Source organism: Anoxybacillus sp. FSL W8-0104, assembly GCF_038004465.1.
Classification (GTDB): Bacteria; Bacillota; Bacilli; order Bacillales; family Anoxybacillaceae; genus Anoxybacillus; species Anoxybacillus flavithermus_G.
The window spans coordinates 1,753,576-1,766,227 of sequence record NZ_JBBOQU010000001.1; the positions used below are offsets into that span (position 1 = coordinate 1,753,576).

Consider the following 12,652-nt stretch of genomic DNA (forward strand, 5'->3'; position numbering starts at 1 on the left):
GTTATTTCCCCTTCCCTTCAACTATATCAAGCAACGCTAAAATCGCCAATCGATATCCGTTTACGCCAAGACCGACAATTTGCCCGGCCGTCACAGGAGCAAGAACAGATTGATGACGAAACGGCTCCCTTGCGTGAATATTTGAAATATGTACTTCGATGACTGGCGTTTGTATGCTTGCAATTGCATCACGCAAGGCATAACTGTAATGCGTAAACGCTCCGGGATTGAAAATGATCCCGTCATATAACGACTCCGCCCGATGAATTTGATCAATTAACGCGCCTTCATAATTGCTTTGATAGCACGTTAACTCTACTTCATATTCACTAGCAAATTCTGTTAGCTGTTTTTCTAGTTGTGCAAGTGTCGTATGCCCATAAATGTGTGGCTCCCTCATGCCGAGACGATTTAAGTTCGGACCGTTTAAAAGGAGGAATCGAACCATTCCCCCTCTCCCCCCTTTGCAGATGAAAATACATATGGTTATTTTACCACATCGGCCTGTTTTTGTCGCCTCATCTCTGCTACTTCGAATGAAATGGAATAACCGATAAACATTCCATATAGAATGTAAAAGCATACCATCGTAACAACCGTATTTCGCTCAAGTTGTGGAACAGCTTTTAATTGAGGGAAAATCGGATTTAATACGTAAAAAACAAGCACCCATAACCCGATGCCGAAAGCGACGCCTGGCCAAATACCTTGGCGATTTTTTAAAAAAGCATAGTATACAAACGCGGCAACGACAGAAGCAATCCCAATGAACAAAATCGCAATCGTCTGACCGAGCGCTCCGTTTTTCCAATCACCGATTGCCCATGGTTGCAAAATGAAATTTGGCGCTACTTCTGTAAAACGGAAAAAATAAGCACAGTATGCGAGGAAACTCCAAAACACACCTCCAATAAAACCAATCAATGCAACTTTTGCTAAAACAGGCATTGGCTTTTCTCTTTTGTTTTGTTCTAGTTGTGCATCTTGTTTCATTTTTGTTTGCACAGCAATCACCTCCGTTTTTATCTTGTCCAAAATGTTGCATCTCATGTGTATCGTTTCTCATTTTTGGAAACAATACGAATACAAACGATACATCGACCTAGAGGTTTTTATCGTTTTCTTGTAGAATATAAGAAAAAAGAAAATAGGTTGGTGTCTTCTTATGAGCAAAAACGTATATGGTGGGCAGGCGGTCATTGAAGGTGTGATGTTTGCTGGACGTCATCATTCTGTCACAGCCATTCGTCGCAAAGACGGTTCGATTGAGTATTTCCACGTTCCACGCGAAACAAATAAAACGCTCGCTTCATTAAAGAAAATCCCGTTTCTTCGCGGCATTTTTGCGATTATCCAGGCAAGCGCAAACGGGTCAAAACATTTGCAGTTTTCAAGTGAACGATATGATCTTGATCCACATGAAGATGAAACTTTGCAAGCGGAATCGCCATCGAAATGGACGATGATTTTAGGCGCGGCGCTAATCGGTGTTTTATCGTTCCTATTTGGAAAATTTATTTTCACACTTATTCCTGTATTTTTAGCTGAATTAACGAGACCGATTTTCCCGTCGAAAACGGCACAAATACTTGTTGAAGGCTTTTTTAAACTTCTTTTGCTTTTGGGCTATATTTATTTTATTTCACTCACTCCACTTGTCAAACGACTGTTTCAATATCATGGAGCTGAACATAAAGTAATTAATGCCTACGAAAATGGTTTGCCATTGACCGTTGAGCACGTACAACGACAATCTCGTCTTCATTATCGTTGCGGTAGCAGCTTCATTTTATTTACTGTCATCATTGGCGTATTCGTTTACATGTTCGTACCAACTGAACCGCTTTGGGTACGCGTGTTAAACCGACTTGCGCTTATTCCTGTTGTATTAGGACTATCGTTTGAAGTATTACAAATTACAAACGCGGTGCGACATGTTCCAATGTTACGCTGGTTCGGCTACCCTGGTTTATGGTTACAACGATTAACAACGAAAGAACCGACTAATGATCAAGTAGAAGTAGCGATCGCATCATTTCAACGGTTGCTTGAGTTAGAGGGAGAAGCGACGAAACAGCAAGAAGAAGTGGTGTAATGATGAAGGAGGTGGATCGATTGCGTCGGCGCCCATTCCCACTTATTACTTTGCTTATTGTATTAGCTATATTTGGCTTGACTTATCGTTTATGGAACGATCCGATTCAATTGTTGAAACAAGCGATGATCATCGTGCTCATCGTAGCTGTTTTTTACGCCATATACAAATGGATACAAAGACAGCGTTTCGATCATTCATATCAAAAAGCGGTAAAACAATCGAAAAAGCTTCACCATCAAAAAACAAAGCCGACGTCGAAAAAACAAACGCGCCCAACCGCTTTAAAGAAAAAGCACGCCACTCATTTAACAGTCATTGAAGGGAAAAAAGGGAAGAAAAAAAATCGGGCCTCTTTTTAACCCGATTTTTTTCTTTTAATACGTCCACATTTTTAAAAATTGTTCTGTCCGCTCTTTTCCAAACGAAATAAGCTTCTTTTTTTCTTCGTCCGTCACTGAGAAATCGGTGGCAATGACATGTTTGACAGGAAGGAAAACGATGTTTTTTTCATGGCGACGTGAAATGTACCGTTCATCGTGCGCCTCGCGCATCGTTTGAAACAACGCTTCATACAAATCAATGGCATTATTAATTTTCTTTTTGGCTTTTTGCGATTGTCTTGCGCTTAGTTTGATGCCTAGAACAGGTCGTTTTTTCCGTTCTTCATCAAACAAAAAAATCGGAAAATTGCTTAGTAAGCCACCATCAACGACAATATGCTTCCCTTCGTCCGTCTTTAACCGCACAGGCTCAAAAAAATAAGGAATACCGACACTCATTCTTACTGCTTTTGCGACGGAAAAGCGGAGAGGATCAATGCCATATTTCGGCAAATCATCTGGCAAAATAAGCATCGTCCCATTCGTTAAATCGGAAGCGACGACGCGTAATCGTTCATGTGGCAAATCAGCAAACGTGTACACGCCTTTTTTACTTAACTGATCGGCGATCCATCGTTCAAGCTTTTCTCCTTTATATAACCCCATTTTCCAATAAAGGACGAGCCATTTTAACCATGCATACGGAATGATTGTATGTCGCTCATCGAGAAAGTCCATTAAATTCATCTCTTCCATCATGTCCACGATTTCCTTGCTTGTAAATCCCGCTGCAATAAACGAAGCAATGAGCGCTCCTGCGCTCGTACCAGCAAGCCGTTTAAAGCGAAAACCTTTTTCCTCAATCGCTTCATATGCTCCAATTAGCGCAAAACCTTTGACGCCACCACCGGAAAACACACCGTCAATCTCCATCCTCTTCCCTCCTCGCCATATATGTATGAAAAACGAGAAGAGTTGAGCATAAAAAACAAAAAAGAACAAGCGTTTATGCCTGTTCTTGCTCGTTCTGTCTTTGAATGTTGCGAAGCGCTTCAAGACGTGACCGATCTTCTTCAAAATATTGTACTAAATCGCCAATGCGATCAATCGCATTCCAGCTTAAATGATGTTCGATTCCCTCAACATCACGATAAATATTTTCTTCATCTACACCAATGAGACGCATAAATTGTTCCAGTAGCTCATGGCGATACACGAGCCGCTTGCCGATTTTTTTGCCCTTTGGTGTAAGGACAAGTCCACGGTACTTTTCGTATACTAAATATTCGTCTTTATCGAGTTTTTGCACCATTTTCGTCACAGAGGAGGGATGAACGGACAATGCCTCGGCAATATCTGATACACGGGCATATCCTTTTTCTTCAATCAATATATAAATTTGCTCAATATAATCTTCCATGCTTGGTGTTGGCATACGTTTCCCTCCTAAACAAACATCCGTAATCATTATGATTATAACATGTTTACCAAGCATGACAACTATTTACGTAAATTTGCATGTAATCGTTCAAATAGCTCAAAATACCCTTCTTCCCAGCCGTCATGCATGTAAATTGGCGCGACGATAAAGCCGAGCGGATAATGAAGCGCTTCGGACTCAAAATAAACAAGCTGAGGAATACATGATTTCATTCGATCACCTCAATGTTAGTATGTTTGATTGTCATGAGGTGATGAAATACAATTTTTGTTATTATTCATAATAAAATAAGGAACGGGTTTTTCCCGTCCCTTTTTCCATTATAAACCACATTTTAATTGCGCTCCGCAACTTGTGCACGTGTTGCAGCCACCGATTTCTTCGACCGTTCCTTCACGGCATACCGGGCAAATGTTGCCGACTTCTGAACCGATCGTGACGTCCGTTGCGCGTAAATCTGGAATTGTTTCAACAAGCGCAACAGCCCGTTTTTTCGGTTCTTCTGGAAGGAGCTCCAGTTGTTCTTCAACCGCATGTTCTTCCGCTTTTAATGTTAATACTTGCGCATCGCGGCTACCGTCGACATAGACTGTTCCACCTTTTGCGCCGCCTCGCCATAACCGCTCGTACACTTTTTGTACTTGCTCAACCGTATAGCCGCGCGGGGCATTTACCGTTTTCGAGAGACTTGAATCCACCCAACGTTGAATAATGCACTGGACATCGGCATGCGCTTCTGGCGATAAGTCCATGGCGGTTACAAACCAATGCGGCAAGTTGTTCGGATCCGCTTCTGGATGTTTATCTAAATATTCTTGAACGATATCCGCCTTCACTTCAATAAACTTGCCTAGACGGCCGCTTCGATAATAAGAAAAGGAAAAATATGGTTCAAGCCCTGTGGACACGCCGATCATTGTCCCTGTGGATCCAGTCGGAGCAACCGTTAATAAATGCGAGTTGCGAATGCCGTATTTTAAAATATCTTGGCGAATATCGTCTGGCATGTTTTTCATATAACCGGTGTGAATGAACGCTTCGCGCAATTTCATCGTTTCTTCTTCCGTTTCGCCAACTAAAAACGGAAAGCTTCCTTTTTCTTTTGCGAGCTCAATGGACGCACGGTATGCCGTTGTCGCAATTGTTTTAAACAGTTCGTCAACTAACTGATTGCCTTCTTCCGAACCGTACTCTTTTTCGCAATAAATGAGCAAATCAGCTAATCCCATGACGCCAAGACCGACGCGGCGCTCCCCAAGCGCTTGCTTTTTATTTTCTTCAAGGAAGTATGGGGTTGCATCAATAACGTTATCTTGCATACGGACACCAACTTCAACCGTACGCTTTAATTTTTCATAATCAACGACTTTCTTTTCTTTATCGACCATATTTGCCAAATTAATCGCGGCTAAATTGCACACAGAATAAGGTGCGAGTGGTTGTTCCAGTTATGTTACCCTAGGGGCTTTTTATCCCCTAGTTCTAACGGTTCATTTCCCGTTAGCTCAGCATACATCTTCATTGCACACGCTTTTCATAAATTTAATTAACTCTTTCCTTCCCCGATCTTCTCCAAATACTGATTTTGAGATGACTCTGAGATCTTTAACTTGAAATTCCCTTTCAATATCCCTAATTAAGGATTGAATAGTAGTTTTGATTTTGTTTAAAGGTGTTTTAACAACTATATCTGAGTTTTCTCTTGACCATTTAATAATATATTCCCGTATATTATGGTGTACCTCACTTCTTATTTCAACATATGTGTTTGTGGCATGCCTAATTGCCCGATGACCTGCACAAGTTCGACTGCAAAACTTTTGTTTTGAAGTAATGATAACTTTAAATATCTTTCCACACTCTTCACAAGTTCTGGTTTCTCTTGGCTTTTTTATTTTTCCTTTCTGAGCTAAACCTGACTTTTTTAATCCTTCCAACATTCTTTGTTTTGCTATACCATTAGATAGCCATAAGCTTCTAGTATGCTCTCCTATTTTCTTTTTAGTTTCCTCGTCATGTTTTAAATTATAATGACCATTGAGTTCACCATAAGCGACTTTACTAATAGTGGTATTTTCTGATTTTATCCATTCCTCAATAGTTGATGTTAAAGAAAAAGGCAATGTTTTATACAAGTCAAGCAGCTCTTCATAAGAGATTAGTTCACACTTTATATGATGCTGTTCCTCAATAATATTCAATGCTTCTCTCGCATTCTTTTTTGCGTCTTTACTTCTCGATTTAATTTCCACTATTTTAACAAGTTTTCCTTTTTGATCATATAAGAAGAAGTCGGGTTTATACAATTTATATCCAATATCAAATACACAATCTTCGTAGCTCCAAGGAATTGAGTGATGATCAAGATATTTGGCATACGCATATTCATATGAGCTTCGTAAATAATGTCCTTTATAAAAACCTGCATATCCCCTGTTCATAACGCCACCTTAATTCTCTTTAAATACGAATAATAATTAAAGCGTGTGCAATGCTGCGGCCTCGTGGGTGGATTATATTCTGCTTTCGCAGGTTCACCACCTATGCGTTGCCCCTGACTGAGTTTTTAGGCTCAGCCTTCGGTTCGGGTTAGCATCTCAGCCTCCCCGCTTAATTCCGCAGTTTTTTACGTGAGGCGATTATTCACCACACGGATTTGTTGCGACTACTTTTTGTCCGTACGCTCTTGCATTCGTCATGTCGTTGGCGTTGTCGATAAAGAAAATGCCTGGTTCTGCTGAATACGTTGCGCAAATGTTAATGAGCTTCCATAGCTCTCGCGCGCGAATTTTTCGATAGACGCGAACGCGATAGCCCATTTTCTCCCATTCGCGCACATCGCCGACTTCGTGCCATTTTTCGTTGTAGATGCGCATTTCTTCTTCTGAATACGTTTCAACATCTGGGAAGCGCAATTCGTATTCTTCATCGTTTTCTACTGCCTGCATAAACTCTTTCGTTAAGCAAACAGAAATGTTCGCTCCTGTTAAAAAGTCCGGATTGTGCACGCTATACGTACCGCCTGTCCGCAACTTTTCTTCCGCGTCTTTAATAATTTTTTCGCTAAAACCCCCGTATCCTGGGATGTTTTTATAGTTGACGATTCCTTGATACATCGCGCGCTCTTGTTCGGTAAGCGGCGTAAACTTTAATTTTTCTCTCGCTGCTTTTTGAATGCCTTCATCTTCTGTATTCTCAAGCAAGTAGCGCAAAATGCGCGGATTTTGCATTTTCGAAATAATGAATTCAATAATGTCCGGGTGCCAATCGGCTAGCATAATCATCTGAGCGCCACGGCGCGAGCCACCTTGTTCGACAAGATGGGTTAGTTTTGCAATGTCGTCTAGCCATGACACCGATCCGGACGATTTTCCGTTCACTCCGCGCGCGAGTGTATTGCGTGGACGAAGGGTCGAACCGTTCGTTCCGACACCGCCACCGCGGCTCATAATTTCCATCACTTGTTTTCGATGTTCAGAAATGCCTTCGCGAGAGTCTTTCACAAACGGCATGACGTAACAGTTAAAGTACGTCACTTCTGTCCCAGAACCTGCTCCGTACAGTACGCGTCCAGCTGGAACAAAATTCAGGCTGACGAGCTGTTCATAAAACTTTTCAAACCACTCTTTTCTTTTTTCTTCTGTTTTTTCAACAGCGGCTAGCCCGGTTGCGTTCCGCTTCGCAATTTGTTCATAAAAAATTTCGAGTGGCTTTTCAATGACATCGAGGGAACGAACAACAATACCTGTTTTCGCTTCCTCTCCTTCCAACACATGACGATATTCTTCTTCAACGAGCACGTGTGCTTTTTTATTTTCCCAGTCCAGCTCAACGATAAATCCAAGGCCACGCGCTGGAAACTTCGGATCTTCCTTCACGGTTAAAACGACAAAATCTCCGACGCTTAACGTCAACTTTTCCGTATCTTTAAACGAATAGCGATCAAGCATCACTAAACGCGACACACCCTTATATGTAATGTGCATCTCAGGGGTAATCGGGTGCACTTGTGGAAAGAGACGAATATCTTCGTTCAACTTGTCCACATTCACCGTCATTTTTTCAGAAAACGCAACCGTCATTTTTACCTCTCCTCTACCAACATAATCTTACTACATTAAACTACCATATATCGACAACAATAATCAATAAAAAAATCAATATGTAGTATGATTTTTTTAAAAACACATACTACATATTGATAATTAAGTCAAGCATTTTTTACTTGTCAAGAAAAAAATTTACCGTTTAAAATTCCATTCATCTGTTTCGTATTTGTTTTTCGCAAGTTGCTGAACGTAGAAAAGCTCATCATCTGTTAATTCATATCGTTCAAGCTGAACATTTAACCCTTTTTCAAATCCTTTGAAAAACGCTTCTTTTGCCTCATTGATCGTAATGTTTCGATCCGTTAATTCATTAATGGCGACTGCTTTGTTTTTAAAGTTTTGCCTTAATCGTTCTTTCACTCTTTCATTCGGATACTTAAATAGACTAAAGAGCATGTCTTCGTCTAAATCTAATAAAATCGATCCGTGTTGTAAAATGACACCTTTTTGCCGCGTTTGTGCACTGCCTGCTACTTTTCTCCCTTCAACAACGAGCTCATACCAAGACGGTGCATCAAAACAAACAGCCGATCGCGGATTTTTTAAATCTGCTTTTTCTTCTTCTGTTTTCGGCACTGCAAAATACGCATCAAGTCCGAGAAAACGAAATCCTTCTAAAATGCCTTGCGAAATGACGCGATACGCCTCCGTCACCGTTTGTGGCATGTTTGGATGCGCTTCAGACACGATGACGCTATACGTCAACTCTTGATCATGAAGCACGCCACGACCACCTGTCGGCCGTCTTACAAAACCAAGACCATACTTTTTGACCGCTTCCATATCAATTTCTTTTTCCGCTTTTTGAAAATAGCCAATCGAAAGCGTCGGTGGATTCCAACCGTAAAACCGAATCGTCGGCGGAATTTTTCCTTCGCTATGCCATTCTAACAACGCTTCATCAAGCGCCATATTAAACGCTGGAGAACAATTGCCTGAGTCAATAAAACGCCATACTTCTTTTTCCATCTACTCCACCCTTTCCTCTATCATTTTATAGTGTAACAAACATAATAAGTCAATGGAAAATGCTTTGCTTCTTGCCTAAAACATTTATATAATAGACATGGCAACGATGAAAAAAAGGAGGGGCATCATGACAATCGCTCTTATTATTCTCGGAGCAATTATTGTGTACGCGGTCATTACATACTTTTACCAAAAGCGAATCGTTCAAACGTTGACGGAAGAAGAGTTTCGCGCAGGCTATCGAAAAGCACAACTCATCGATGTTCGCGAACCCGATGAATACGCGGCAGGTCATATTTTAGGAGCTCGTAACATTCCGCTTTCTCAATTACGTTTACGCATGAAAGAATTGCGTAAAGATCAACCAATTTACTTATATTGCCAAAGTGGAATACGTAGCAGTCGCGCTGCACAAATGTTGTATCGCAACGGCTATCGGGATTTATACCACTTAAAAGGCGGCTTTAAAATGTGGACAGGGAAAGTGAAGAAAAAAGGATAGCAATCAAATGGAAAAAGGATAGACCAAGCGGAAAATGGCTTGATCTATCCTTCTCTGTTGTCTGTTCTTTTCCATTATGAAAACTATTTCTTGTGTGCGAAAGTTGAGCATTAATTAAGAAAAAACAATATGAAAAACCATAAAAATGCCCGATATCAATAATAAGCCCATATGGGTTGCGCGAATAGAAGAGTTTCTTTTATTTTTGGCAAGTACCATACCAACAACAGCAGCAGCGGTCATCAATCCAACAGCAACCATCCCCACATATTCGTTAGCCGTTAATTCTCCCTCTGCCATGTACATCAAAATTCCGTGCGCAGCAGCTAATGTAACAGCAATTGCGCCAATTGATATATGCCATTTTGTTAATAACCGTAATAGCTGAATAAAAAATGCTTTCCCATTAGGCATAATCTTTGTGAAAAAACTAACTTTCCGCCGCAAAAGAAATAGGGTTCCCGCGGCTGCTGTGGCGGCAACCGTTCCCCATCCTAACACTTCTCCGCCTTCTTCTACAGCTTCATTTTCTTCCTCCAACTCATGCTCTTCATATTTTCTGTACTCATCATCGTCAGCAAAAACAGGCTGTTTGAAAACGATAGTAACCATTAGAATCAATCCAATCATCATCATTACTTTTCTCATAAAACTCCCTCCCATCGAAAATTATTGAATAGGTTGTGGCAGCGTAACGATAAAACAGCTTCCTTTTCCTTCTTCGCTTTGTACGCTAATCGTTCCGCCATGAGCATCAACAATCCATTGCGCAATCGAAAGTCCAATCCCATTTCCCTCATGCTGGCGCGATCTTGCTTTGTCCACGCGGTAAAAACGTTCAAAGATGCGATGCTGATGTTCTAACGGTATGCCAATCCCCGTATCACTTACTTCCATCTTTATGCTTTCCGCTTCACGCCATATATTCATCCGAACCTGTCCGTTCTCCACGTTATATTTTAGGGCGTTATCGAGCAAAATAAAAAGTAATTGCTTAATCCTTTCTTTATCGCCAAATATCGTTATGTTTTCTTGGATATTCGTAAGGAATTCTATATTTTTTTGTTCCGCTAAAGGATGGCATTTTCTTATAAGCTCACTAATCATTGGTTCCAACACAAACCATTCTTGGTTTAACTGAACAACATCGGCATCAGAGCGAGCAAGCAGCAACAAGTCATTAATTAATTTCGTCATTCTTTTCACTTCATCTTTCATGTCATACAGTATTTGCAAGGAAAATTCACTCATCTTCTCTACTTCCTCTGCTTCGATCACTTCGAGGGATGATTGAAAAATACTGATAGGTGTACGCAGTTCATGAGACGCGTTGGCAACAAACTCTTTTTGCTTCTGAAAGGACCTGACAATCGGAACCATCGCTTTTCCAGACATATAATAGCCAAGCAAGGCAGACAATCCTATAAATACGAGAGAAATCAAAATTAATATGATTAGTAGAGTTTTTACAATGTAAATTTGCATCGTAATATTGGTTCCAGTATAAATGGTTCCGATATATATACCATTTTTAAAAACGGATTTACCGGAAAGCAGCAATGATATCGTCTTTCCGCCTTGCACTTTGATTGTTTCGCGACGTACTTCTTCATTTTTCGGAATCCACTTGCGAATGATTTTTAAAATATCTTTACGCAAATCTGGAAAAGATTCATCTCCATCCAATATTTTTCCATTAGGTGTTATAACATAATAAAAGAAAGGAGCTTCCGGATTGTACTCAAGATAATCATTTCTTGCTTTTTTGCTTCTCTCATTCTTTGTGTAATAATACCAATAAAAAAGATCGTCTTTATGTTCGGCATATTCCGCTTCAGCTAATGCAATCACTTGCTGTTTTTGTTTATTTGTAATCAGTGATAACAGCAGACTATAGCTTAAGACAGTGAACGATATTAAAAAGATGACAATTAAACCTGTAAAAAGAAGAGTGAGCCGAAAGCGGATTTTTTTAAACATTTTGTCGTTCATCGCTAAGTTTATAACCTACCCCTCGAATATTTTGAATAAGAGTGCCATCGTCCCCAAGTTTTTTTCGTAAAAGACGAATAAAAGAGTCAATATTATTGCTTGTAATATCGGCATCTAACCCCCAAATGCGTTCAATAATCAGTTCACGCGGCAAAATTTGATTTGGATTGCGCATGAAAAGCTCCATTAATTGAAATTCACGATTCGTTAATTGAATCCTTTTTTCTCCTCTTTTTATGGAATGTCCGTTTAAATTAAGAGTCAAGTTTCCGATAGAAAGCTCTTCTGTTTGAAACGGTTTTGTCGCTCTTCTTGATAAAGCGCGAATTCGGGCAAAAAGCTCGGAAAACTCAAAGGGTTTTACAATATAATCATCTGCTCCTAAGTCTAGGCCGGTAACGCGGTCTTCGAGAGCATCTCTCGCTGTCAACATGAGAATTGCGCCGCTAAAGCCTTCATTGCGCAATGTCCTGCAAACTTCCGTTCCTTCTTGAATCGGCATCATCCAATCGAGAATCAGTAAATCATAGTCTGTTTGTTTTGCGAAATAATATGCGTCTTCCCCATTTTGCACCCAATCAACAACATGATTCTCTTTTTTCAGCATATGGACAACCATTTTGCCAAGCCGTACGTCATCTTCTGCCAAGAGAATATACATCTCTCCCACCTTCAATTTCAATAATTTTCAAACATCTTTTTCGATTTTGCAAAAAACCGAAAAAAATTCAATAGTAAAAAAACAAATATCGCGCTTGCATAAACGATTTTACTCCATGTTTCATCTGTATCGCTTCCGATAAAAAATCCATGTAAGCTGGCAAGAATAAAACTTGGCAAAATAAGAAGATGAATGATTTTCCAAACATTTCTCCCGACTTGTTTCAATAAATCGGTTGATAGAAATATTAAAAACATCGAATAAAAAGAAATGATTCCCAAACCTGTAAAAATCGGTTGATATTTCGATTGGAAAGGGATAAAAATTTCCAATATTGAAAAGGGCTGATAATCATCAAAATAGAGCAAAAAGCCGTGAAAAAACGCTAACAAAAAAGCGAACCATCCAGCTGTTTGATGTGCAATCAACAAATATCGGCCAATGCTTTTAGAAATGAAGCCCATCTTCTGCATCATCCCGAAGCAAATCGATATGAAAAGGAGAAAATAGGCGCTCCATCCAGAGGCGCGAATCCATTCCCAAGTAGAAAATTCGGTCAT

At 40.2% G+C, this 12,652-nt stretch carries 13 protein-coding genes and 3 pseudogenes; 3 read left to right on the forward strand and 13 right to left on the reverse strand.

Annotation, left to right across the window (positions count from 1 at the left end; all coding sequences use genetic code 11):
* Position 1: 1 nt before the first annotated feature.
* Positions 2-448, reverse strand: a complete 447-nt coding sequence (gene aroQ / locus NST18_RS09275) for a type II 3-dehydroquinate dehydratase (RefSeq protein WP_004889580.1) — start codon at positions 446-448, stop codon at positions 2-4.
* 38 nt (positions 449-486) lie between these two features.
* Positions 487-1,050, reverse strand: a complete 564-nt coding sequence (locus NST18_RS09280) for a YqhR family membrane protein (RefSeq protein ID WP_004889579.1) — start codon at positions 1,048-1,050, stop codon at positions 487-489.
* Between the two features lie 115 nt (positions 1,051-1,165).
* Between NST18_RS09280 and NST18_RS09285 the strand changes: the two genes are divergently transcribed.
* Entirely contained in the window at positions 1,166-2,095 is a 930-nt protein-coding gene (locus NST18_RS09285; protein WP_004889577.1) for a DUF1385 domain-containing protein, read from the forward strand.
* A 20-nt stretch (positions 2,096-2,115) separates the two neighbouring features.
* Positions 2,116-2,457 carry an SA1362 family protein gene (locus NST18_RS09290; protein WP_035018545.1) on the forward strand — a complete coding sequence of 114 codons (342 nt, stop codon included), beginning with the start codon at positions 2,116-2,118 and terminating at the stop codon, positions 2,455-2,457.
* Between the two features lie 15 nt (positions 2,458-2,472).
* Here NST18_RS09290 and NST18_RS09295 read toward each other — a convergent pair whose 3' ends face one another.
* The 7 genes and pseudogenes from NST18_RS09295 to NST18_RS09325 all read right to left on the reverse strand — a co-directional run bounded on the left by NST18_RS09295 (position 2,473) and on the right by NST18_RS09325 (position 8,937).
* Positions 2,473-3,351, reverse strand: coding sequence for a patatin-like phospholipase family protein (locus NST18_RS09295; protein WP_192948268.1), 879 nt, complete (start codon positions 3,349-3,351; stop codon positions 2,473-2,475).
* Positions 3,352-3,424: 73 nt separating this feature from the next.
* Complete coding sequence (gene mntR / locus NST18_RS09300; protein ID WP_004889573.1) at positions 3,425-3,853, reverse strand: transcriptional regulator MntR; 429 nt, start codon at positions 3,851-3,853, stop codon at positions 3,425-3,427.
* A gap of 71 nt (positions 3,854-3,924) precedes the next feature.
* Positions 3,925-4,020, reverse strand: a pseudogene (locus tag NST18_RS09305) (spore photoproduct lyase family protein); the annotation flags it as partial.
* Between the two features lie 159 nt (positions 4,021-4,179).
* Positions 4,180-5,304: pseudogene (locus NST18_RS09310) on the reverse strand (vitamin B12-dependent ribonucleotide reductase); the annotation flags it as partial.
* 60 nt (positions 5,305-5,364) lie between these two features.
* The gene (locus NST18_RS09315; RefSeq protein WP_004889570.1) at positions 5,365-6,300 is read right to left on the reverse strand and encodes a hypothetical protein; all 936 of its coding nucleotides are present in this window, start codon (positions 6,298-6,300) and stop codon (positions 5,365-5,367) included.
* A 201-nt stretch (positions 6,301-6,501) separates the two neighbouring features.
* A pseudogene (locus tag NST18_RS09320) lies at positions 6,502-7,941 on the reverse strand (vitamin B12-dependent ribonucleotide reductase); the annotation flags it as partial.
* A 159-nt stretch (positions 7,942-8,100) separates the two neighbouring features.
* Positions 8,101-8,937: a lipoate--protein ligase family protein gene (locus NST18_RS09325; RefSeq protein WP_064214085.1), complete on the reverse strand. Its 837-nt coding sequence runs from the start codon at positions 8,935-8,937 to the stop codon at positions 8,101-8,103.
* Between the two features lie 127 nt (positions 8,938-9,064).
* Between NST18_RS09325 and NST18_RS09330 the strand changes: the two genes are divergently transcribed.
* Positions 9,065-9,439, forward strand: a complete 375-nt coding sequence (locus tag NST18_RS09330; protein ID WP_004889566.1) for a rhodanese-like domain-containing protein — start codon at positions 9,065-9,067, stop codon at positions 9,437-9,439.
* Positions 9,440-9,553: 114 nt separating this feature from the next.
* Here the strand turns inward: NST18_RS09330 and NST18_RS09335 are convergent, their stop codons facing one another.
* Genes NST18_RS09335 through NST18_RS09350 form a run of 4 tightly spaced genes read right to left on the reverse strand, consistent with a single transcriptional unit; the run spans position 9,554 to position 12,652 of the window.
* Complete coding sequence (locus tag NST18_RS09335; RefSeq protein WP_340721379.1) at positions 9,554-10,087, reverse strand: hypothetical protein; 534 nt, start codon at positions 10,085-10,087, stop codon at positions 9,554-9,556.
* 21 nt (positions 10,088-10,108) lie between these two features.
* Entirely contained in the window at positions 10,109-11,431 is a 1,323-nt protein-coding gene (locus tag NST18_RS09340; RefSeq protein ID WP_035018543.1) for a sensor histidine kinase, read from the reverse strand.
* Positions 11,412-12,092 carry a response regulator transcription factor gene (locus NST18_RS09345; protein ID WP_004889563.1) on the reverse strand — a complete coding sequence of 227 codons (681 nt, stop codon included), beginning with the start codon at positions 12,090-12,092 and terminating at the stop codon, positions 11,412-11,414. Before NST18_RS09345 ends, NST18_RS09340 begins: the two co-directional genes overlap by 20 nt.
* Positions 12,093-12,109: 17 nt before the next feature.
* The gene (locus tag NST18_RS09350) at positions 12,110-12,652 is read right to left on the reverse strand and encodes a ferric reductase-like transmembrane domain-containing protein (protein ID WP_004889562.1); all 543 of its coding nucleotides are present in this window, start codon (positions 12,650-12,652) and stop codon (positions 12,110-12,112) included.

Coding starts and splice junctions, on each gene's coding strand:
- NST18_RS09335 (WP_340721379.1), bottom strand. CDS start 10,087: ATGAGAAAAGTAATGATGATGATTGGATTGATTCTAATGGTTACTATC.
- mntR (WP_004889573.1), bottom strand. CDS start 3,853: ATGCCAACACCAAGCATGGAAGATTATATTGAGCAAATTTATATATTG.
- NST18_RS09295 (WP_192948268.1), bottom strand. CDS start 3,351: ATGGAGATTGACGGTGTGTTTTCCGGTGGTGGCGTCAAAGGTTTTGCG.
- NST18_RS09285 (WP_004889577.1), top strand. CDS start 1,166: ATGAGCAAAAACGTATATGGTGGGCAGGCGGTCATTGAAGGTGTGATG.
- NST18_RS09280 (WP_004889579.1), bottom strand. CDS start 1,050: ATGAGATGCAACATTTTGGACAAGATAAAAACGGAGGTGATTGCTGTG.
- NST18_RS09325 (WP_064214085.1), bottom strand. CDS start 8,937: ATGGAAAAAGAAGTATGGCGTTTTATTGACTCAGGCAATTGTTCTCCA.
- NST18_RS09340 (WP_035018543.1), bottom strand. CDS start 11,431: ATGAACGACAAAATGTTTAAAAAAATCCGCTTTCGGCTCACTCTTCTT.
- NST18_RS09345 (WP_004889563.1), bottom strand. CDS start 12,092: ATGTATATTCTCTTGGCAGAAGATGACGTACGGCTTGGCAAAATGGTT.
- NST18_RS09350 (WP_004889562.1), bottom strand. CDS start 12,652: ATGACCGAATTTTCTACTTGGGAATGGATTCGCGCCTCTGGATGGAGC.
- aroQ (WP_004889580.1), bottom strand. CDS start 448: ATGGTTCGATTCCTCCTTTTAAACGGTCCGAACTTAAATCGTCTCGGC.
- NST18_RS09330 (WP_004889566.1), top strand. CDS start 9,065: ATGACAATCGCTCTTATTATTCTCGGAGCAATTATTGTGTACGCGGTC.
- NST18_RS09315 (WP_004889570.1), bottom strand. CDS start 6,300: ATGAACAGGGGATATGCAGGTTTTTATAAAGGACATTATTTACGAAGC.